The organism is Streptomyces sp. P3 (assembly GCF_003032475.1).
Classification (GTDB): Bacteria; Actinomycetota; Actinomycetes; order Streptomycetales; family Streptomycetaceae; genus Streptomyces.
Genome location: NZ_CP028369.1, coordinates 986172 through 1003904 on the forward strand (window position 1 = coordinate 986172; position 17733 = coordinate 1003904).

The following is a 17733-nucleotide window of genomic DNA, read 5'->3' on the forward strand; positions in this document are numbered from 1 at the left end:
CGTCGCAGAGAGCCGGGTCGAGCGCCGGTGAGTTTCCCGCGCGGCCCGGACGCCCACCCGGCCACTCATCTCCCTCGTCTCCCCCTTCGCCTTCGTCTCCCCCTTCTCCTTCGTCTCCCCCTTCTCCTTCGTCTCCCCCTTCTCCTTCCTTTCCCATATCTGCCTCATCCGTCGGCGGCCCGCCTGGTTTCGTCCACCTCGACCGTGACCCGCGCGCCCGCCTGGACGCCCCACCCCGCCATGGCCCCGGCCGCCGCCTCCAGCACGTGCCGGGCGCGCAGCCGCGGCAGGCCCAGGCGGCCGGGGCGCATGGTGCGGACGGCGAGGACGGTGAGGTCGCCGGTCAGGTAGGCCACGTCGATGGGGATGCGCATGCGGAACGTGTGGATGCCGGAGGCCGGGGAGAGCAGCAGCGCGCCGTCGACGGCGTCCCGCCCCAGCAGGCCCCTGGTGCGCGCCCGGTAGGAGGCGGCGACCTCCAGCGGGACGACCGCGGCGGCCCCGCCGCCCCCGTGCACCGTCAACCGGCCCCGCCCGTCGTGCCAGCGCCTCATGTCCCACCTTTCGCGTCCCCCAGGGCCTACCCTTCCGACCGTCCGCCGAGTCCGTCCGTGGTCCAGCGAGGTGCGTGATGCGCAAGATCGTCCTGATGATGTCGGTGTCCCTCGACGGGTACATCGAAGGCCCCGGCCACGACATCTCCTGGCATCGCGTCGACGAGGAACTCCACCGGCACATGAACGACGTCGTCCGCGGGCTGGGCGGCCTGCTCTCCGGGCGGATCACCCACGAGCTCATGGCCGGCTTCTGGCCCACCTTCGACTCCGGCCCCGACGTCGATCCCGACGGGGCCATGGCCGAGTTCGCCGGCATCTGGCGGGAGATCCCGAAGTACGTGTACTCCCGGACCCTGCAGCACGCCGACTGGAACACGGTGATCGTGCGGGAGGTCGTGCCCGACGAGGTCCGCGCCCTCTCCCGGCAGCCGGGCGGGGACCTGGGGCTCGGCGGGGCCGACCTCGCCGCGGCCTTCCTGGACCACGACCTCGTCGACGAGATCCGCCTGTATGTGCACCCCGTGCTCATCGGACGCGGCAAACCCCTGTTCCCCCACCGCGACGCCCTGACGCCCCTCACCCTGGTCGAGTCCCACACGTTCGGCAACGGAGTCGTCCTGCTGCACTACCAGCGGGCAAGTGAAGAGGGCGAGCAGACGGACGGGGAAACACCGCCCGCATGACGCCGAACGCTGCTTTCCACTCCCGGCCGTGACGGCCCGTCGGCGCGCTCCGACGGGCCGCCGCGCTCACTCAGGCTTTGCCGCTCGGCGGGTGGGTGTACGCAAGAGGGACGGAAAGGACGTCGGGCTCCGGCGGGTAGTGCGCGGCGCACGTCCGGCACGCGTAGACCACGAAACCGGGCCCCGAGTTCTGGTGGACGATTCCGACCACGACCGGCGTATCGGTGGTCACCTCGCAGCGCACGCACATCCGCACCGGCGGGCGGGGAGTCCAGTCCCCCGCCCCGATCACGCGGCCCGCTCGGTGCCGATGACGTGCTGGTCGAGGTCGATTCCGAAGTCCGCCGCCAGGACCAGCGCGGCACGACGCCGCGACTGGCGCGCCTGCTCGCGCTCCAGGCCCGCACGAGCCCGCTGCGCCGCAAGCAGGTACGGGCGGACGGGAACGGTGGCGGCGCCGTCAAGGGGCTCGGCCAGCCCGTACGGCGACCTGGGCACCGGAAGCCGAGCGGCTGCCGGGCAGCAGGGCCGCGCCGCGATGCGGGCGGGGTCGGCAACGGGCGGGCGCGCGCCTGCTCGACGCCGGCCGGTACCGGGCGCGCACACGCCCAGGATCCAGCGCAACAGCGCGTGGATAATGCTCACTGTCATCAGCTCCTCAGAGGCTGGTGGCCATGCCCCCGGACCGGTCGCACGGTCGCGGGGGTCTTCGTGTATCGCCAGGCTAGCGCAACCTGGTCATGCCCTGCCATGGCATGACACGAAAGAGCTTCGCCTTCCGTGGCCATTTACGGTCAATCCATGGTGGACATCCCGGAGGGCTACGGCCCGGACGACGAACTGGATTCGGAAGCGGCGGACCCGCTGTATCTGCAACTCGCTGCCGTGCTGATCTCCCGGATCGAGAGCGGCACATATCCGCTGGGCCGCGCCGTGCCCGGCGTCGACCGGCTGATGCAGGAGTTCGGCATCGCCAGGGGCACAGCGCGCAAGACGCTGGTCCTGCTGGCCGAACTGCGGTACGTGCGAACGGTTGTCGGCAAGGGGTCGTTCGTCATCGAACGCGAACCCGGGGAACCGCCCGCCCCTCGCACGCAGGAGAAGGACCAGCCTGACGACTGACGGCCGAGGACCGTACGTCGCCGCAAGAGTGACGCCACCCTGCACCGAGCAAGGGCTTCTGCCGGTCAGTTCGCCGTGCGGGGGAACGTGACCTCCACTCGGCGGTTCTTCTTGCGGCCGGCCTCGGTCGAGTTGTCGGAGATCGGGTACTGCTCGCCGTAGCCGCGCACTTCGAAGGTGATCTTCGGGTCGTTCAACTCGCCTGCGAGTTCCGCCTGGACGGCGTCCGCCCGCTGCTTCGACAGGACGTCGCCGTGTGCGGAGGAACCCAGGTTGTCGGTGAACCCGAAGACGCGCACCAGAGTGGTGTTCTGCTTCTTGATCTCGGCGGCGATCGTGGTGATGCGTGCCTTCGCCTCCGCACCGAGCTTCGCGCTGTCCTTGCCGAAGAGGACTTCCGCCTGGAGCGCGAACGTCACGTCGGCGTTGGTGTCCTCCCGGCGTTCGTCACCCGTCTCGTCCTCGACGACCTGCTTGATGTCGAGCACCTTGGGCTCGGCGAGCGTGCCGCCCTCGGGGAGTTTGAGATCGGGGTCGTTGCGGTCGACCTCCACGGGGGCGGACGCGGTGGGTTCGGTGCCCGGGGGGACGCTGGGGGTGTCGGCCTGTGCGGGAGCGGGGGCGACGAGCACGGCGGCGACAGCGAGGACGGCGAGGGTGAGACGGGACGGGAGGGGGCGGGTGCCGGTGCGGGGCATGGGGGGCCTCACCCGGAGATGGTGATGGAGGCCGAGGCGAACGTCGGCAGCTGGAACATGACGTCGGCGGTTCCCTCGGGGGGCGCGGGGAACTGCATGAAGACGGAGAGGCTGTCCCCGGCCCTGATCGTCGAGAATCCGGAGGTCGTCAAGGGCCGCCCGTCCGTGTCACGAAGGACGTAATACCGTTTCTTGCCCTTGGGGTCGACGAGAGTGGCTCCGCCGAGCGACCGGCCGTTGCGGATGATCTCGGTTTCGTTGCCGCTCAGCGCGGACGGGATCACGACGCTCTTCGCGCCGTCGTTCTTCAACGAGCCGTTCAGAGTGACGAATCCGCCGGAATCCCGCTCGGCGGAAGTGATGTCGAGGAGCAGTCCGTTCGATCCCTTCATCTCCGCCAGAGGCGTCTCCGCCTTCCCTTCCTGGGCACTCGGCTTGGAGTCACCCGCGCGGGAGGGCGACGAGGAACTCTCGGGCCGCTTGTCGTCGCCGCCACCGCCGCAACCAGCGGCTCCGAGTGCGAGACCGGCCGCCACGGTCACCGCGACCATCCCCTTGCCGGCCTTCGTCGTGAACCGCATGCCCATGTCTGTGCTTCCTTCGTCGCTCGGCGTTCGCTTGTCAGTCGACCAGATGGACACGGAAGAGGTCCTGAGCTTTCGGCAGGTCCGCGGGGTGATCCGGATCCGGCGTCCAGTTCCCGTCGTCGCAGCTGAGTGGTGGCAGCACGTCGTCCTCCGCGTCCTCGCCGGGCAGTTCGAAGGTGCAGAGGGGATCGATCTCGGCGGACGCGGTGGCCTTGGACCGCACGTTCTCCGTACCGGGCACGATGGAGTCTCCGACGGTCTTGTCGGTCCGCACGCCGACGGTGAACCTCAGTCCGTCCTGCTGACAGCTGCTCACGCCGGCATCGTTCTGGGCCGCCAGGTCGTAGGCCCGCCAGCACGAAGGGGTGAGCCCTGCGGCGATGCCGTGGAAGATGTCCGACCACTTCGTCGGATCCTTGAGGTTCAGGAGCCACAGTTCGGCAAGTTGGTCCCTGGTGTCCTGGGCAGCCGCGAGCGCCGCCGCGTCGGCCGCCGTCTGCGCACCGTTGCGGTTCGCCGCGGCCTGGCCGACCGCGAGGTAGGCGAACGCGAGAAAGAGCAGGCCCGCCACCACCGTGATGTAGATGGGGAAAGCCTGCCCTGCGTCACCGCGCCTGCGCGGCGGCCTCAACCGCCGGTGACCTCGGCGATCTTCGCGGTGATCGCGTCGTAAATGGACTGGCCGATGTCCGTGCCCGTGATCGCCAGGACGATCGCCACGACCACGGCGATGATGCCCAGGTACTCCACCGCGGTCTGGCCGCTGTCGTTGCGGCGCGCTCGGGACTGGACACGGGCGACGACCGTGTTGATCCACTGGGTCATGCTGTTCCCCTCCGGGTGTCGCGTGACCGGCTCGCTGGGTGCCGGTGCCGCTGTCGGCACCCTGAGCGTAGGCCTCGACGCCCGTTCCGGTAGAGGGCCTGCGGGCCCAATCCCGGGCCCAATTCCGGACCGCACGGCCGTTTTGTCGCGCCCTCGTCACACGTCACCCCACCCCTCGGTGTGCGGCGCCGGGGGCCGTGCCCAGCCACGTGGCGGTGGCTTCGGAGCGGCTGGCGCTGTGGAGCTTCGCGAAGATGCGGTTGATGTGGTTCTTGACCGTCTTCTCGCTGATGAAACAAGTGGCGGCGATCTGCTGGTTGTTCATGCCCGATGCGATGAGGTCCATGATCTCCGCCTCCCTCGCGCTGAGCCGGCTTCTCGTGCCGGGTTGCTGTTCCCGCTCCCGCTCCCGGATCGACTGTCCCACAAGTGGTTGCATCTGCGAAAGCGGATTCGTTGAAGTGTCAGAAAATGGGGGTGGTGAGTCCGTTTCACCGTGTGCAGTCGCATCGGGGTAGAGGTGTGCCATCACCACCGTCGCCGCCGTCGGAGTGAGGTGGGCGCGGCCCCGGGTGATGTCCCGTACCGCCGACGCCAGTTCCTCCGCGGTGAACTCGCCGTGGACCAGGTATCCGCCGGCTCCACCCCGCAGGGCCGCCTGGACGACCTCGGCCTCGTGGCTGTACGTCAGCATCACGACCCGCGTGATCCGCGCCAGGTACGGAAGGGCCGTGAGGCCGTCGACGCCGGGCATACGGACGTCCAGGAGGACGACGTCGGGGCGGTGCCGCACCGCGGCCTCGTAGGCATCACGGCCGTCCGCCGCCTCCGCGACGACCGTGATGCCCTCCCGGCCGGAGAGGAGAGCGGTCAGGCCCGCGCGGACCACGGGGTTGTCATCGGCCACGACGACGCGCACGGGGGCGGGACGGGAAGCAGGCGGGAAGAGCGGCTGCACCCGGGCGGGGGGTGCGGGTGGGTCCGGCATGGCGTGGCTTTCCTTCGGATGCGGGAGGTCGTTCACGGGCGGGACGCCGTCAGGGGGAGTTCCAGGCGGACTTCGGTGCCCTCGGGGTGGGCGCCGCGGCCGATCTGGATGCGGGCGCCGATGACGGCGGCCCGCTCCACCATGCCGACCAGACCGAAGTGACCGGACCGGCGCAGTTCTTCGAGTGTGGTGCCGTCGGGCAGACCGCGGCCGTCGTCGTAGACGCTGATGCGCAGGCGGTCGCCGTGGACGCCCGCGTGGACGGCGACGCGGGTCGGGTCGGCATGGCGGCGCACGTTGTCCATGGCCTCCGAGGTGATCGTGAGGAGGTGACGGGCCACGGCGGGCGGCACGGGAAGCGTCGTCCGGTCACCGGTGGCGTGGTAGCTGGCCGCCAGGCCCGTACGGGCGGCGAAGTCCCGGGTGCGGGCGGCCAGTTCGGGCAGGACGTCAATTCCCCGAGCGGAGCCCTCCGGTTCCTCGCGGCGCAGGTCGGTGAGGAGTTCGCGGGACTCCGCGGCGGCCTGACGTGAGGCGCGCGCGATCAGTTCGGCGTGCCGGCGCACCTGGGCGGGGTCCGTGTCGGGCGAGCCCGCGGAGCGGGCCAGGGCATCCGCGGCGAGCGCCACGCCGTGCAGCGTCTTGGCCACCGAGTCGTGCATCTCCCGGGCCAGCCGCGCACGTTCCTCGGCGACCGCCTCGGTGACGGCGAGGCGTGCCTTGACCTCGGTCAGGGCGAGCGTCGCCGCGCCGAAGCGGAGCATCAGCCCGCGCAGGGTGGAGCCCATCGCCCCCGTGATGACGCAGAGGCCGGGCAGCAGCAGCCGTTCCGCCACGCTCACGTCCGGCCCGTGCCGCAGCGCCGCGTGGACGATCAGCAGGATCAGCGACTGGAGAGAGGCGAAGCAGGCGGCGCCCCGCCAGCCGTAGACGATGCCTGCCAGCAGGGGGGTGCAGACGCTGACGTAGGCGAGCGTCGTGCCGGGGCCCGCGGAGACCAGCAACAGAGCCCCGAGGAGGGTGTCCGCGACGAGCAGTGAGGGGTGCTTCAGCAGGAGGGGGCCGAAGCGTTCCCAGTCGCGGAAGAGGACGTACGAGCCCATGAAGGTGACGACGACCGCCGCCCCCACCAGTCGGACGCCCATTCCCGGGGCCGCGTTGAGAAGGGCTGCCGGGGCCGCGACGGCGATCATGGCCAGCCGGAAGCCGAAGACCTGCCGGGACATCGCCTGCAACGCGTTGACCTGGATCGGGATGGGAGTGGGCGGATCCGTCGGCGGCTCATGCACCCGCCTCCTCGCCAGCCGGCCACGCATCTTGGTGAACGCTGCCGCCGCCACCGCCTTCCCCGCCGTCGGCACCGCTTTCCCCGCCGCCGTCGTCATCGCGGTCGTCGCTGTCGCGGTCGTCGCCGTGGCTGCCGTGGCCGTCGCGGCCGTCACGGTGGTCGCTTCCGTCGTCGCCGTCATCGCCGTCATCGCCGTCATCGCCGTCACCCACCCGCTAGTCGCCCGTGAGGGGGCTGAAGTCCGTGCCGGAGCCGAGGAGCAGGCCCGCGCCGAGCAGAAGCATCGTCGCCGGGACCATGAACGTGGTGATCATCAATGTGGCCCTCGGGACCGCCCGGGCGGCCTTGCGACGGGCGTTCTGGGCGTCGGTGCGGCGCATGTCCTTGGCGATCGACACGAGCGTGTCCACGATCGGCGCTCCGAGCTCCTCGCCCTGCTGGAGCGCGGTGACGAACATGGCCACCTGCTCGGAGTCGTTGCGTCGGCGCAGTTCGGCGAAGGCCTGCCGCCGGCTCACCCCGAGGTCCATCTGCCGCAGGGTGATGCGGATCTCGTCCGCCCAGGGCCCTTCGTACTTCGACGCGACGCGGTCGAGGGCCTGCCGGAAGCCCAGCCCGGCGCTCACCACGACGGCGAGGACGTCCAGGAAGTCGGGCAGCGTCCGTTCGATCACGTCCTTGCGGATACGGATCGCCGCCCAGATGCCGACCTCGGTCCAGAACGCGGCGAACGCGAAGAGCAGCAGGGCCACGACGATCCTGCCCTGCAGCAGGAAGATGAGCCCGCCGAAGCCGCCGAGAGCGCCGTACACCGCGCGGCGCGCCGCGTAGCGGTCGATGGTCAGACCGCCCGGGTTGCCCGCCAGGTCGATCTTGCGGCGGTACCTGGCGACCTGCTTGGGGCCCATCAGGCGCAGTACGGCGGGCGCGTACCGCATGCCGAGCCGGTCCACGACGGAGTCGACCGCGCCGGTGCGGGTCGCGCCGACCTCCAGGGCCAGGGCCAGGTCCGGCGGAAGCTTGGCATCCGCCCGGTACATGCGGATGCCGGCGAAGGCTCCCCAGACGGCGAGGCCCATGACGAGTGCGAGCAGCAGTTCCATGTCGCGCGCTCCTTCCCGGCCGCTCAGACGTCGATGCGGGACATGCGGCGGATGAGGACGAAGCCGACCGCGTACAGGGCGAACGCGATGATCACGGCGCCCTGGCCGACCGGGGAGCCGGTCATGCGCTCCAGGGCGCCGTCCTTGACGCCGTTCATGAGGAAGAGGGAGCCGACCCCCAGCACCGGCACCGCGTACGACGTCATGTTCACCTGGGACAGTTGGGTGCGCACCTCGCGTCGGGTCTCCTTGCGTTCCTCCAGTGTCTCCGTCAGGTTGCGCAGCGCCCCGACGACCTGGCCGCCGGCCCGGTTGGAGAGGACCAGGGTGGTGACGAGGACGACCAGCTCGCGGGAGGGCAGCCGCTCGGCGAGTTCACCGAGGGCGTCGTCCATGGAGTGGCCGACGGCCAACTGGTTGGCGACCTTGGCCAGTTCTTCACCGGCCGGTGCTTCCAGCTCCTCCGCCGCCATGCCGATCGCGGTGCGCAGCGCCAGTCCGGCATGGGTCGCGTTGGCCAGGATGCGGGCCAGCTCGGGGAGTTGGCTGATGAACTTCTCGATGCGTTTCTGACGCTGCCAGGTCAGGAACTGCCAGGCCGCCCAGACTCCGAGCAGGCCGGCGATCGGCCCGAAGAAGGGGGCGAGGGTGGCCTGGCCGACGAGCCACAGGCCGGCCACCGCGGCCAGCAGGTAGACGGCGAACTCGCCCGGTGTCATGTCCAGACCCGTCGCCGCGAGCTTCAGTTCCAGCCTGCGGCCGGTGCCGGTGCGGCGCAGCCGCCGGTCCAGGGTGTGGAAGCGCCGTCGGCGGGCGCTGCCGGACACCTGGCCCGCGGAGGTCAGGCGTTCCACCAGTTCGGCGCGCTGGGCCCGGCCCCGGGTGTAGGCGTGCAGGCCGGCGACGGCCAGGGCGCAGGTCAGCAGGGCCACACCGGTGGTGAGGGCGGTGAGGGTGTCGAGGTCCATCAGCGTTACCGGGCTTCCCTTGTGGTCAGTTCGAGTGCGTCACGCGCGACCCCGAACGCCTGCGGGATCGGCTGGCTCGCCATGTAGAGCCGGTCCGCGGTGCGGCGCGGGAGGGGGAAGTACTCGAAGGCGCCGTCGATACGGCCGTCGGCGCTCATCGGCCGGGCGTTGAAGCGGGCGATCGTCGCCAGCCGGTACGGCTCTCCGCCGTGGCTGTCCAGCAGGGCGATCTCGGTGACGCGGCGGGCGCCGTCGGCGAAGCGGGTGAGCTGGACGACGACGTCCACCGCGCTGTTGATCTGGTCGTGCAGCGCGACGAAGGGGATCTCGACGTCCGACATCGAGGCGAGGGTCTGCAGCCGCATCAGCGCGTCCTCGGCGCTGTTGGCGTGGACGGTGGCGAGGGAGCCGTCGTGGCCCGTCGACATCGCCTGGAGCATGTCGAGGGACTCGCCGCCGCGGACCTCGCCGACGACGATCCGGTCGGGGCGCATCCGCAGGGAGTTGCGGACCAGGTCGCGGATGGTGATGCGGCCGTTGCCCTCCACGTTCGGCGGGCGGGACTCCAGGCGGATCACATGGGACTGCTGGAGCTGGAGTTCCGCGGAGTCCTCGATGGTGATGATGCGTTCGCCGTCCGGGATCAGGCCGGAGAGCGCGTTCAGCAGCGTCGTCTTGCCGGTGCCGGTCGCGCCCGAGACGATCACGTTGAACTTCGCCTGCACCAGTCCGGCGAGCAGGTACAGCATCTGTTCGTCCAGCGAACCGAAGCCGACCAGTTCGTGCAGGGTGAAGGAGCGCGGGAAGCGGCGGATGGTGAGGATGGGGCCGGTGAGCGACAGCGGGGGGATGATCACGTTGACGCGTTCGCCGGACGGGAGGCGGGCGTCGACCATCGGGTTCGTCTCGTCCACCCGTCGGTTGACCGTCGAGACGATGCGTTCGATCGTCTGCATCAGTTGGTCGTTCGACGCGAAGCGGAGGGGAAGCTGCTCCACCCGGCCGCCGCGTTCGACGAAGATCGCGTCCGGTCCGTTGACCATGATCTCGGTGATCGACGCGTCCTCGAGCAACGGCTCCAGGATGCCGAGGCCGAGCGCCTCGTCGACGACCCGGCGGATCAGCTGCGCGCGTTCCCCCGTGGACAGCACCGGGCCCTCGCGGCTGATGATGTGCCCGAGGACCCGCTCCAGCCGCGCCCGGCGTTCGGCCGCCGCCAGCGCGCTCATCTCGGCGAGGTCGATCTCCTCCAGGAGTTTGGCCCGGTAGGACGTGACCAGGTGGCCGTCCTCGCCGCGCCCGCCGTGCTCGTCGGGGGAGGTGATGCGCGCCCGCAGGCTCATCTCCGGTTCCTCCTCGTGGACTTCGTCGATCTCGTGGTGTTCGTCGATCTCGTGGACTGCGTGGGGCTCGTGGACGGCGTCGATGGCGGGGTCCGCATGGATGGCGGGGTCCGCGTCGGCCTCAGTGGTCGAGTGGCATGGTGGCTGTCCTGTGGGCCTCGCCGAAGTCCCCGATGCCGGGGATGACGGACGGGATGACGACGGTGGAGGTGACCCGGACCTCCTTGTCGGAGTACGCGGGCGCGTCGCAACTGGCGTCGAGCCAGTCGCTGACCGCCCGCGCGCAGTCCCCGGCGTAGTCCTCACGCAGGGACGCGCTGCGCGCCCCCGTGCGCGCCGCGGTCCCGGCCTGCTGCGCGGCGTACGCGACCAGCCCGAGCTGGACGGCGGCCAGGGCGACGGCGAGGAGGACGGGCAGGAAGCCCAGGTACTCGATGGCCGCCTGGCCCCGGTCCCGCCCGCCGTCCCGCCCGCGCCCGCACCCGCGCACTCGGTCCCGACCCCGCTCCCCCGCTCCCCACCGGTGCGGTGAGAAGTCCCGCGCCGGCCCTCGCTCCCGTGAGGGTTCCCGCTCCGGCCGTCCCTCCCGTGAGGGGTCCCGCTCGCGTCCGCGCCGTCGGTACGCCATCTCAGTCGCCGTCCTCTTCCTCGACCGCGCCGGCGTGGGCGTGCACCGGGAACGGGAAGTCGATCAGGCCCGGGACCAGGACGGGGACGTGCAGCGTGACCTCGGCCGTCACGAAGCCGCTGCCGCCGCAGCTCACCTCGGCGCCGCCCTCCCACGCGTCCCCCAGCTTGTCCTTGCCCGCCTGCGCGCAGGCCGCCGACCGCGCCCCCGGATGCGCCGCCGTGCCCGCCCGCACCGCCTCGTCGGCAGCATTCCCCGCGAGCGTGTACGTGTATCCCAGGAGGACGAACTGCCACACCACCACCAGGGTCACGATGATCGTCGGGAGCATGCCGAGGAACTCGACGGTGACCTGGCCCCGGTCGCCCGCGAGGAACGCCCTCGTCCGCCGTGCGGTCATCTCACTCCTTCCGCCGCCGGAACCCGGCCGGCCCCCGGTCCGCGCCGCGCGCGCGTCCGCCGCCACGGCGCACCAGGGCCGTCTCCGTCGCCTTGACCAGCCCGAGTTCCCCCGCGAGCGCCCAAAGGGCCTGCCGGACGGCGCCCTTGGCGTCGAGAGCGTCCACCCGGCCGGCGTCGACCGCGGCCTGGAGTTCGCGGAAGTTGGCGGGCACCGTGGTCGCGGCGACGGCCGTGCCGGTGATCTTCTGGATGAGCGGGGGCTGGATCTCCGTGTTGCGGCTGTTGCGGTTGACGACCACGGTCGTCTCCTCGGCCTTGCGGATCTGCAGCCGGTCCCACATGCGCACGGTGCGTTTGGCGCCGCGCACGGCGACCACGTCGGGGGTGGTGACGAGCAGGGCGCGGTCGGCGAGTTCGACGGCGGCGGCGCCGGCGCCGGCCAGCTGGGCGCCGCAGTCGACGACGACGACCTCGTAGCGGGAGCGCAGCGCGCCGAGGATCTGGCGGGCGGCCCGGTCGGTGACCTCCTCGCCGCGTTCGCCCTCGCCGGGGGCGAGCAGGAGCGCCACGCCGCTGTCGTGGCGGAAGACCGCTTCGGCGAGGATGCGGGGCGAGATGTCGGCGATGGCGGCGAGGTCGACGACCGAACGGCGGAACTGGACGTCCAGGTAGGAGGCGACGTCGCCGGCCTGGAGGTCGAGGTCGACGAGGGCGGTGGGACGGCCGGACGCCTGGGCGGCGAGGGCGAGCTGGACGGCGGTGAGGGTCGCGCCGACGCCTCCCTTCGCGCCGCTGACGGTGACGACGGTGCCGCCCACGCCGGTGAACACGTCGCCGCCGTGGCCGAGATGACGCCGTACGCCGACCGACCACGTGGCGACGGCCTGCACGCGGTTCGCGAGGTCCTCGTAACTCAGCGGCAGGGTGACCAGGCCGCGCGCGCCGGCGTCCATGGCGGCGGCGAAGAGGCCGGGCCCCGCGTCGGTGGTGACGAGGACGACGCCGACCGCCGGAAAGCGCAGGGCGACCTCGCGGACGAGTTCCAGCGCCGGCACCGGGCCGATGCGCTCGTGGACGACGACGACCTCGGGGAGCTCGTCGACCGACTCGGCCGCGAGCCGGGCGAGGGTGTCCACCAGCTGGGTGGAGTCGGCGACCGGAGCGACCGGCTCGGCGTCGGGGAGCTGGCTGAGCAGGGTGGTGAGGGAACGGACCGCGTCCGCGTCGCCGACGGCCGGGAGGATCCTCGTGGGCATGGGCGGCGGCCTCTCACTTGTCCGTGGCGAGTTCGTACGTACGGTCCTTGTCGGGGACCGTGGCGCTGCCGCCGGGCGCGACAAGAGCGAGGCGGACGCGCTTGGCGAACGACTCGGCGTACGTGATGCGCTGGGCGTCGAGGGTCGACAGCGCGAAGGTGATGGGCACCGCGTCCCTGGGCGACTGGCTGCGGTTCTTCTCGTCCGGCTCGAGGGCGGTCAGCTCGCCGACGTCGAGGACCCGGGCGTTGGTGACGATGATCTTCGACTGGTCGGGATCGCTGTCGCGGGCGCCCTCGAAGGTGGCGTAGACGTTGACGGACGAACCCGGGGTGATCTTGCCGGCCACCCCGGTCGCCGCGTCGATCATGATGGCGACCTCCTGCTGACCGGGCTGGAGCGCGGGCTGGTCGACGATCATGTCGCTCTGCAGCAGGGAGCCCTTCCGCAGCGTCGTCACGGCGATCTTGCCGCGGATGCCGGCGAGGTCGGTGACGGCGTTCGCGGACAGCCAGCGCTCCGGCATCTCTATCTTCTTGAACTGGCCGGCGCTCAGGGCGGTGTAGGGCGCGACGTCGGCACGCAGCTCGTACGCGGTGACCTCCGGTCCGACCTTGGACTTCACGTCGTCCATCACGGAGAGGACGCCGGCGAAGGCGCCGAGGGCGCACACGATCGACAGGATGAGCAGAATCACGCCGCGGCGCTGACGGGAGTTCATGAGCCGTACAACCTCGTCGGGAGTCGGGTCGGGCGGACGGACGGACGGACGGAATGAAGGGAACGAACGGGCGGAGCAGGCCGAGCTGAGCGGGCCGTGCGGGCGGGGCGGTCGGGCGGTGCCGTCTCAGCCGCCCGCGGTGAGCTCGCGGGCGGGACGGACGGCGAGTTCGGAGGCGGACGGCGGGGTGGCGGAGCAGAAGACGCAGCGGTCGCCGATGACGTCGATGCCGCACCAGTGGCACACGCACTGCCGGACCGAGGCGACCAGTTGGTAGAGGACGGACAGGTCGGGGAGGTAGGCGCAGAACTCGATCGCCTTGCCGGTGCCCCACCAGTCGGCGGACTCGGCGGGCAGCTCCGTCTCCCGCAGCCCCTGCACCCGCCAGGCGGGGGCCAGCACGTCCGTGACCCAGTCGGACTGCAGGTGTCCACGGGCGACGAGCAGCCAGGTGCCGAACTCGGGCCCCGGCAGGACGGTTTCGGGGGTGGCCTTCACGACTTCCGGCTTGGGGTGGGCCAGCACGCCGAACTGGCTGCCGGGCACCCATGACCGGGCGTGCGACTTCAGGCCGACGCCGGGCACCCGGTCGAGCCGGGCGACCGAGCCGAGGAGGGCGCCCGCGTGGAGGTAGTGGGTGAGCAGCCGGCCCGCGGAGGCGAGCACGCCGGGGCCGAGATCGCAGGAGGCGAGCTGACGCAACTGGCGGACCAGGACGGCGACGGCGAGCGGCGGGAGGTCGGGGCGGAAGAGGGCGATGCGGTCGCTCTCGAGGAGGGAGCGGATGGTGTGCAGCCGCTGCTCCACGACGGTGGGCACGGCCCGCGAGTACACGACGATCAGATGCCCGTGCTGGTCGACGAGCGACTGGACGGCGGCGAGGGCGTCCTCCAGCGGCTGCTGGTCGAGGCCGGCCAGCACGGCGGCGGGCAGGGTGCGTTCGTCCTGCGGCGACAGCGCCAGGTCGGCTCCGGTCACGGCAATGGCTGTTGGCACGCGCAGCTCCCCGATTCCCGCGGTCCGGCCCACCGGCGTTACTCCGGTGCACCGGGGTGACTTCATTGCGTGACTACCTCAGCACTGTATCCACGCCCCTGTGGCCGGAGAACAGCTTTCCGTAGCTGCCGGGCAACTCTTCGTCGCGCAAGTCACGCCAAAACGGGGCAGGTTGCGCACACCGGCCCTGCGCAAGCGGACCTGGTGACGATCTCTTGGCAACGCCTCGTCCACGGCCCGGACGACTGCGGGGGCGGCGACCCCGCTCCCACGTTCCCGTCCGCATCGACGGGCCTGACCGTCTCGGGGACGACGTTGCCGGTCTCCCCGGCCCGGAACGCCGTCTCCGGCGCGAGCGGATACCGCGTCTACCGCGCGGGCACGCAGGTGGCCGCGGTGACCGGCACGACCGCCCCGGACCGCGGCACGCTGCCCCGGCACGCCGTGACCGGCTACCGGGATGCATTCGCAGTACTCCGGCCGTCAAGCCGGGGGTGAAGCGAATCTTCTACAGCAAGGTTCATCGTCCCAGGTCTGGAAGGCAATTTCGCGTTTCTTCCCCACCAGCCGCAACCAAGTGAAACGGCGAGGCCAGGGGCTTCGTCACCATGATTCGCAATTTCCGTGGACGGACCCGTCGGTGACCAAGTAGCGTCTGGCCCCGGACCACGCCGCGTGAGACGAACGGAAGGAGGCGAGTGCCGTGCAGTTCTCAACCATCCAGCGCTCCCTCCCCGCTACCCCGGTGTGGCACCTCTGATCCGACCGGGAGCGCTCCTGCCGTACGCATCCCGGAGGAACCCATGACCGATACGGTCATCCGCGCGCTCGACGAGAGCGACGCCCATCTGTTCGACGCACACCCCGACCCACTGAACGCCCGTGCCGCGCACCAGCGGACCACGCACCGACCCCACTGGAAGCGGGTGGCCCTGCGCGATGGCGTCGTCGTCGCCCGCGGCGCCTGGTGGGGCGGTTCCGATGACGAGGAACCCGTCAACCTCAACTGGTTCGACGTCGCCGAGGGGGAGGTCGAGGCGGGGGCCGAACTCCTGCGCTCCGCCCCCTGGCAGGTCGAACTCGAGCTCAACCTGCCCGGTGACTGGCGCGAGCACCCCGCCCTGGCCGCGGCCGCCGAGACGCGCTTCGCCGCCGCCCGGGCCGCCGACTACGAGTTCCTGGTGGAACGCTTCCTGTACCGCTGGACCCCGGAACGCGGGCTGCCCGAGCGGCCCGGACGTCTCGTCTTCGGCCCCGAGCCCGACGACGCGGTCTTCTTCGACGCGCTGCGCCGCATCCACGCGGCCACGCTGGATGCCCACACGCTGAAGGCCATCGAGGAGGGCGGCCTCGACCAGGCCGCGCGGGAAGAACTGGAATTCTTCCACTGGTGCCCGTCCCCGCGGGAATGGTGGCAGCTCGCCCGCACCCCGGAAGGCGAACTGGCCGGCATCCACATCCCGGCACACAACCCCTCCGGACCGACCATCGGATTCATCGGCGTCCTGCCGGAACACCGCGGCCACGGTTACGCCTACGACCTCCTCGCCGAATGCACCCACTTCCTGGTGGAACAGGGCGCGGAGGTCGTCACCGGAGCCACGGACCGGGGCAACTTCCCCATGGCCGCGAACTTCACCAAGGCCGGTTTCCCCGTGGAGCGCGAACGCATCAACTTCCACCCCCTCGCCCGGACCGCCTCCAGTGCCCGCTGACACCACCGGCTGACACCAAAACCCGGCGGTCGTGGGCGATGGCGAACCTGCACGGCAGCCCTGGTCCTATCGACCGTGAGGGTGGTTCTGGTCGAACAGGTTGCCTGGTCAGGTGATTCCGGCCAGGTGGGCGCATGAAGGCAGGACCTCCGGTGCAGCACGAGGGTTGCGAAGCCAACCCGTCTGCCCCGGAGGTCCTGTTGTGTCGCAGTTCTACGCCGTACCGCACCGCCGGTTGTCTTCAACTCGGCGCGTTCTTCGTGCGATTGCCTCGCTCACCGGTTCGGGAACGCAGCCGACCGCCCGGACCGGGTCCCGGTCGGCTCGGACATGACGGACGCGCAGTGGGCGGTGGTGCGGCTCGAGAACAGGCGGCGACCGTCAACGGCCGCCCCGGCGTCATCTCCTGGAGCGAAGACGCCACCCCGCTCTCCGTCCTCGCCTTCACCGTCACTGCCGGCCACATCACGCAGATCACCGCCGTGATCGACCCGGCCAAACTCGCGCTGATGGACCCCCCGAACCCGGTGTGAACCCCTACCGGCGACACGCGTTCCGGACAGCAACGAGGGCGATATCTATAGGATATTTCCGGTGACCTCGTAGCCGCTTCGCGTGAGTTCTGCGGGAATCTCATCGACGACATAGTTCGAAAGTGCCCGACATTCCAGAGGAACCCCCCTCTTCCCGAAGCTGCAGAAGATGCAAGCCGAGCTGGGTTGCGGCTGTTGGGAAGACGTTTGGCGGAGAGGACGTCTCGGCGTCGGGAAACGCCTACGCCGAGGTCTGTTCCGGCCGCGGTCGGTCATCCCGTCGGGCGGTAGTGGCCGAGGACCCAGGCCAGTTGGGGGAACCAGGACTGGAGGCGGTCCTTCGGCCTGGCCGTGACGACGCACTCGTAGACCTGGCCGTCGACGTGGACCACGGCGACCATGAGCGCCTTGCCGTTGGGGCTCGGCTTGTAGTGGACGCTGCGGATCTCCGGCCAGGGGAAGTCGACGGTGATGTCGTACATCTCGAAGGCGACGCCGGCCGCGTCCACGACGATCGCGTTGTGCTTGTCGACAGCGGTGAAGTCCGGGCCGGCCGGCTGCTGCGGGGCGTACTGCGGCGGAGGCGGGCCGAACCCCGGCGGGGTGGACGGCGGCGGGGGCGGCGGCTGCTCTGTCACAGCGGAAAACCTACCCGGCGGGGCCGAGCACCCCACTTTCGGTCCCCCCTGAAACATTTGGCGTGCCCCACCGCATCAGTGAAGTGAGGGCGGTACGGCAAGCGACACGGGGGCACACACATGGGGCAGGTCCGCGCGGACGAGTACGCAGAGTTCGCGGCGGCGCGCGCCCGGCATCTGTACCGGTCCGCGTGTCTGCTCACCGCCGGGGACACGCACCTCGCCGAGGATCTGGTTCAGGAGACCCTCGGCAGGCTGTACGTCCGCTGGGGGCGGGTGTCGCGGGTCGACAACCCGGCCGGGTACGCGCAGACCGTCCTCACCCGCACCTTCCTCGCTCACCAGCGCAAGCGAAGCAGTCGGGAGCAGGCCGTGGACGTGTTCCCCGACCTGCCCGACCGCAGGGGCACCGACGCCTCGCTGCGGCTGACGCTGGTGCAGGCCCTGGGGCGGCTGCCCGCCAAGGACCGGGCCGTCGTGGTGCTGCGGTACTGGGAGGACCGCTCGATCGAGGAGACCGCCGACGCGATGAACGCCAGCTCCGCCGCCGTGCGGACCCGCTGCTCCCGTGCCCTCGGACGGCTGCGGCAGCTGCTCGGCGAGGACATGAGCGAGTACGCCCGGCCCTGAACCGCCCGCCCTGAACCGCCCGGCCCGCCGGGGCGGGTCGCCTCGCCCGCTC

Annotated in this window: 22 protein-coding genes and 1 pseudogene; 6 read left to right on the top strand and 17 right to left on the bottom strand. The window is 71.1% G+C overall.

Going from position 1 to position 17733, the window contains the following annotated elements:
- Window positions 1-164 precede the first annotated feature (164 nt).
- On the bottom strand, window positions 165-554 hold the full coding sequence (locus tag C6376_RS04235) for a DUF192 domain-containing protein (protein WP_107442166.1): 390 nt from the start codon (window positions 552-554) through the stop codon (window positions 165-167).
- A gap of 77 nt (window positions 555-631) precedes the next feature.
- On the opposite strand from C6376_RS04235, the gene C6376_RS04240 reads away from it, so the two are divergent.
- Entirely contained in the window at window positions 632-1240 is a 609-nt protein-coding gene (locus C6376_RS04240; RefSeq protein WP_107442167.1) for a dihydrofolate reductase family protein, read from the top strand.
- A 288-nt stretch (window positions 1241-1528) separates the two neighbouring features.
- Here the strand turns inward: C6376_RS04240 and C6376_RS04250 are convergent, their stop codons facing one another.
- Window positions 1529-1891, bottom strand: coding sequence for a hypothetical protein (locus C6376_RS04250; RefSeq protein ID WP_173985579.1), 363 nt, complete (start codon window positions 1889-1891; stop codon window positions 1529-1531).
- 150 nt (window positions 1892-2041) lie between these two features.
- Here C6376_RS04250 and C6376_RS04255 point away from each other — a divergent pair, with 150 nt between their 5' ends.
- Entirely contained in the window at window positions 2042-2362 is a 321-nt protein-coding gene (locus C6376_RS04255) for a GntR family transcriptional regulator (RefSeq protein ID WP_107442168.1), read from the top strand.
- 65 nt (window positions 2363-2427) lie between these two features.
- On the opposite strand, the gene C6376_RS04260 is transcribed toward C6376_RS04255, so the two are convergent.
- From C6376_RS04260 to C6376_RS04325, 14 genes are all read right to left on the bottom strand, one after another.
- Window positions 2428-3060, bottom strand: a complete 633-nt coding sequence (locus tag C6376_RS04260) for an OmpA family protein (RefSeq protein WP_107442169.1) — start codon at window positions 3058-3060, stop codon at window positions 2428-2430.
- Between the two features lie 8 nt (window positions 3061-3068).
- Window positions 3069-3647 (bottom strand): hypothetical protein, encoded by a 579-nt coding sequence (locus tag C6376_RS04265; protein ID WP_107442170.1) that lies wholly within the window; start codon window positions 3645-3647, stop codon window positions 3069-3071.
- A 34-nt stretch (window positions 3648-3681) separates the two neighbouring features.
- Window positions 3682-4278: a pilus assembly protein TadG-related protein gene (locus C6376_RS04270; RefSeq protein WP_107442171.1), complete on the bottom strand. Its 597-nt coding sequence runs from the start codon at window positions 4276-4278 to the stop codon at window positions 3682-3684.
- Entirely contained in the window at window positions 4275-4472 is a 198-nt protein-coding gene (locus C6376_RS04275) for a Flp family type IVb pilin (protein WP_107442172.1), read from the bottom strand. Before C6376_RS04275 ends, C6376_RS04270 begins: the two co-directional genes overlap by 4 nt.
- A 163-nt stretch (window positions 4473-4635) precedes the next feature.
- On the bottom strand, window positions 4636-5460 hold the full coding sequence (locus C6376_RS04280) for a response regulator transcription factor (RefSeq protein WP_107442173.1): 825 nt from the start codon (window positions 5458-5460) through the stop codon (window positions 4636-4638).
- A gap of 32 nt (window positions 5461-5492) precedes the next feature.
- Complete coding sequence (locus tag C6376_RS04285) at window positions 5493-6947, bottom strand: sensor histidine kinase (RefSeq protein WP_107448765.1); 1455 nt, start codon at window positions 6945-6947, stop codon at window positions 5493-5495.
- A gap of 16 nt (window positions 6948-6963) precedes the next feature.
- Entirely contained in the window at window positions 6964-7851 is an 888-nt protein-coding gene (locus C6376_RS04290; protein WP_107442174.1) for a DUF5936 domain-containing protein, read from the bottom strand.
- 23 nt (window positions 7852-7874) lie between these two features.
- Entirely contained in the window at window positions 7875-8819 is a 945-nt protein-coding gene (locus C6376_RS04295) for a type II secretion system F family protein (RefSeq protein ID WP_107442175.1), read from the bottom strand.
- Window positions 8820-8824: 5 nt separating this feature from the next.
- Entirely contained in the window at window positions 8825-10162 is a 1338-nt protein-coding gene (locus C6376_RS04300) for a CpaF family protein (RefSeq protein ID WP_107442176.1), read from the bottom strand.
- Between the two features lie 121 nt (window positions 10163-10283).
- The gene (locus C6376_RS04305) at window positions 10284-10652 is read right to left on the bottom strand and encodes a TadE/TadG family type IV pilus assembly protein (protein WP_254075833.1); all 369 of its coding nucleotides are present in this window, start codon (window positions 10650-10652) and stop codon (window positions 10284-10286) included.
- 139 nt (window positions 10653-10791) lie between these two features.
- Entirely contained in the window at window positions 10792-11190 is a 399-nt protein-coding gene (locus tag C6376_RS04310; RefSeq protein ID WP_107448766.1) for a TadE/TadG family type IV pilus assembly protein, read from the bottom strand.
- A 1-nt stretch (window position 11191) separates the two neighbouring features.
- A complete protein-coding gene (locus C6376_RS04315; protein WP_107442178.1) occupies window positions 11192-12448 on the bottom strand; it encodes an AAA family ATPase in 1257 nt (418 codons plus the stop codon).
- A gap of 13 nt (window positions 12449-12461) precedes the next feature.
- Window positions 12462-13169, bottom strand: coding sequence for a Flp pilus assembly protein CpaB (gene cpaB / locus C6376_RS04320; RefSeq protein ID WP_107442179.1), 708 nt, complete (start codon window positions 13167-13169; stop codon window positions 12462-12464).
- A 126-nt stretch (window positions 13170-13295) separates the two neighbouring features.
- Entirely contained in the window at window positions 13296-14165 is an 870-nt protein-coding gene (locus C6376_RS04325; protein WP_173985580.1) for a hypothetical protein, read from the bottom strand.
- A gap of 228 nt (window positions 14166-14393) precedes the next feature.
- Between C6376_RS04325 and C6376_RS45010 the strand changes: the two are divergent.
- The 3 genes and pseudogenes from C6376_RS45010 to C6376_RS04345 form a co-directional block, all read left to right on the top strand.
- Window positions 14394-14579 (top strand): annotated as a pseudogene (locus C6376_RS45010) (chitinase); the annotation flags it as partial.
- Window positions 14580-14968: 389 nt separating this feature from the next.
- Complete coding sequence (locus C6376_RS04335; protein ID WP_107442181.1) at window positions 14969-15880, top strand: GNAT family N-acetyltransferase; 912 nt, start codon at window positions 14969-14971, stop codon at window positions 15878-15880.
- A gap of 344 nt (window positions 15881-16224) precedes the next feature.
- Window positions 16225-16413, top strand: a complete 189-nt coding sequence (locus C6376_RS04345; protein WP_254075834.1) for a hypothetical protein — start codon at window positions 16225-16227, stop codon at window positions 16411-16413.
- A gap of 272 nt (window positions 16414-16685) precedes the next feature.
- Here the strand turns inward: C6376_RS04345 and C6376_RS04350 are convergent, their stop codons facing one another.
- On the bottom strand, window positions 16686-17051 hold the full coding sequence (locus C6376_RS04350; RefSeq protein ID WP_107442182.1) for a hypothetical protein: 366 nt from the start codon (window positions 17049-17051) through the stop codon (window positions 16686-16688).
- A gap of 120 nt (window positions 17052-17171) precedes the next feature.
- On the opposite strand from C6376_RS04350, the gene C6376_RS04355 reads away from it, so the two are divergent.
- Window positions 17172-17681 (top strand): SigE family RNA polymerase sigma factor, encoded by a 510-nt coding sequence (locus C6376_RS04355; protein WP_107442183.1) that lies wholly within the window; start codon window positions 17172-17174, stop codon window positions 17679-17681.
- Window positions 17682-17733 lie beyond the last annotated feature (52 nt).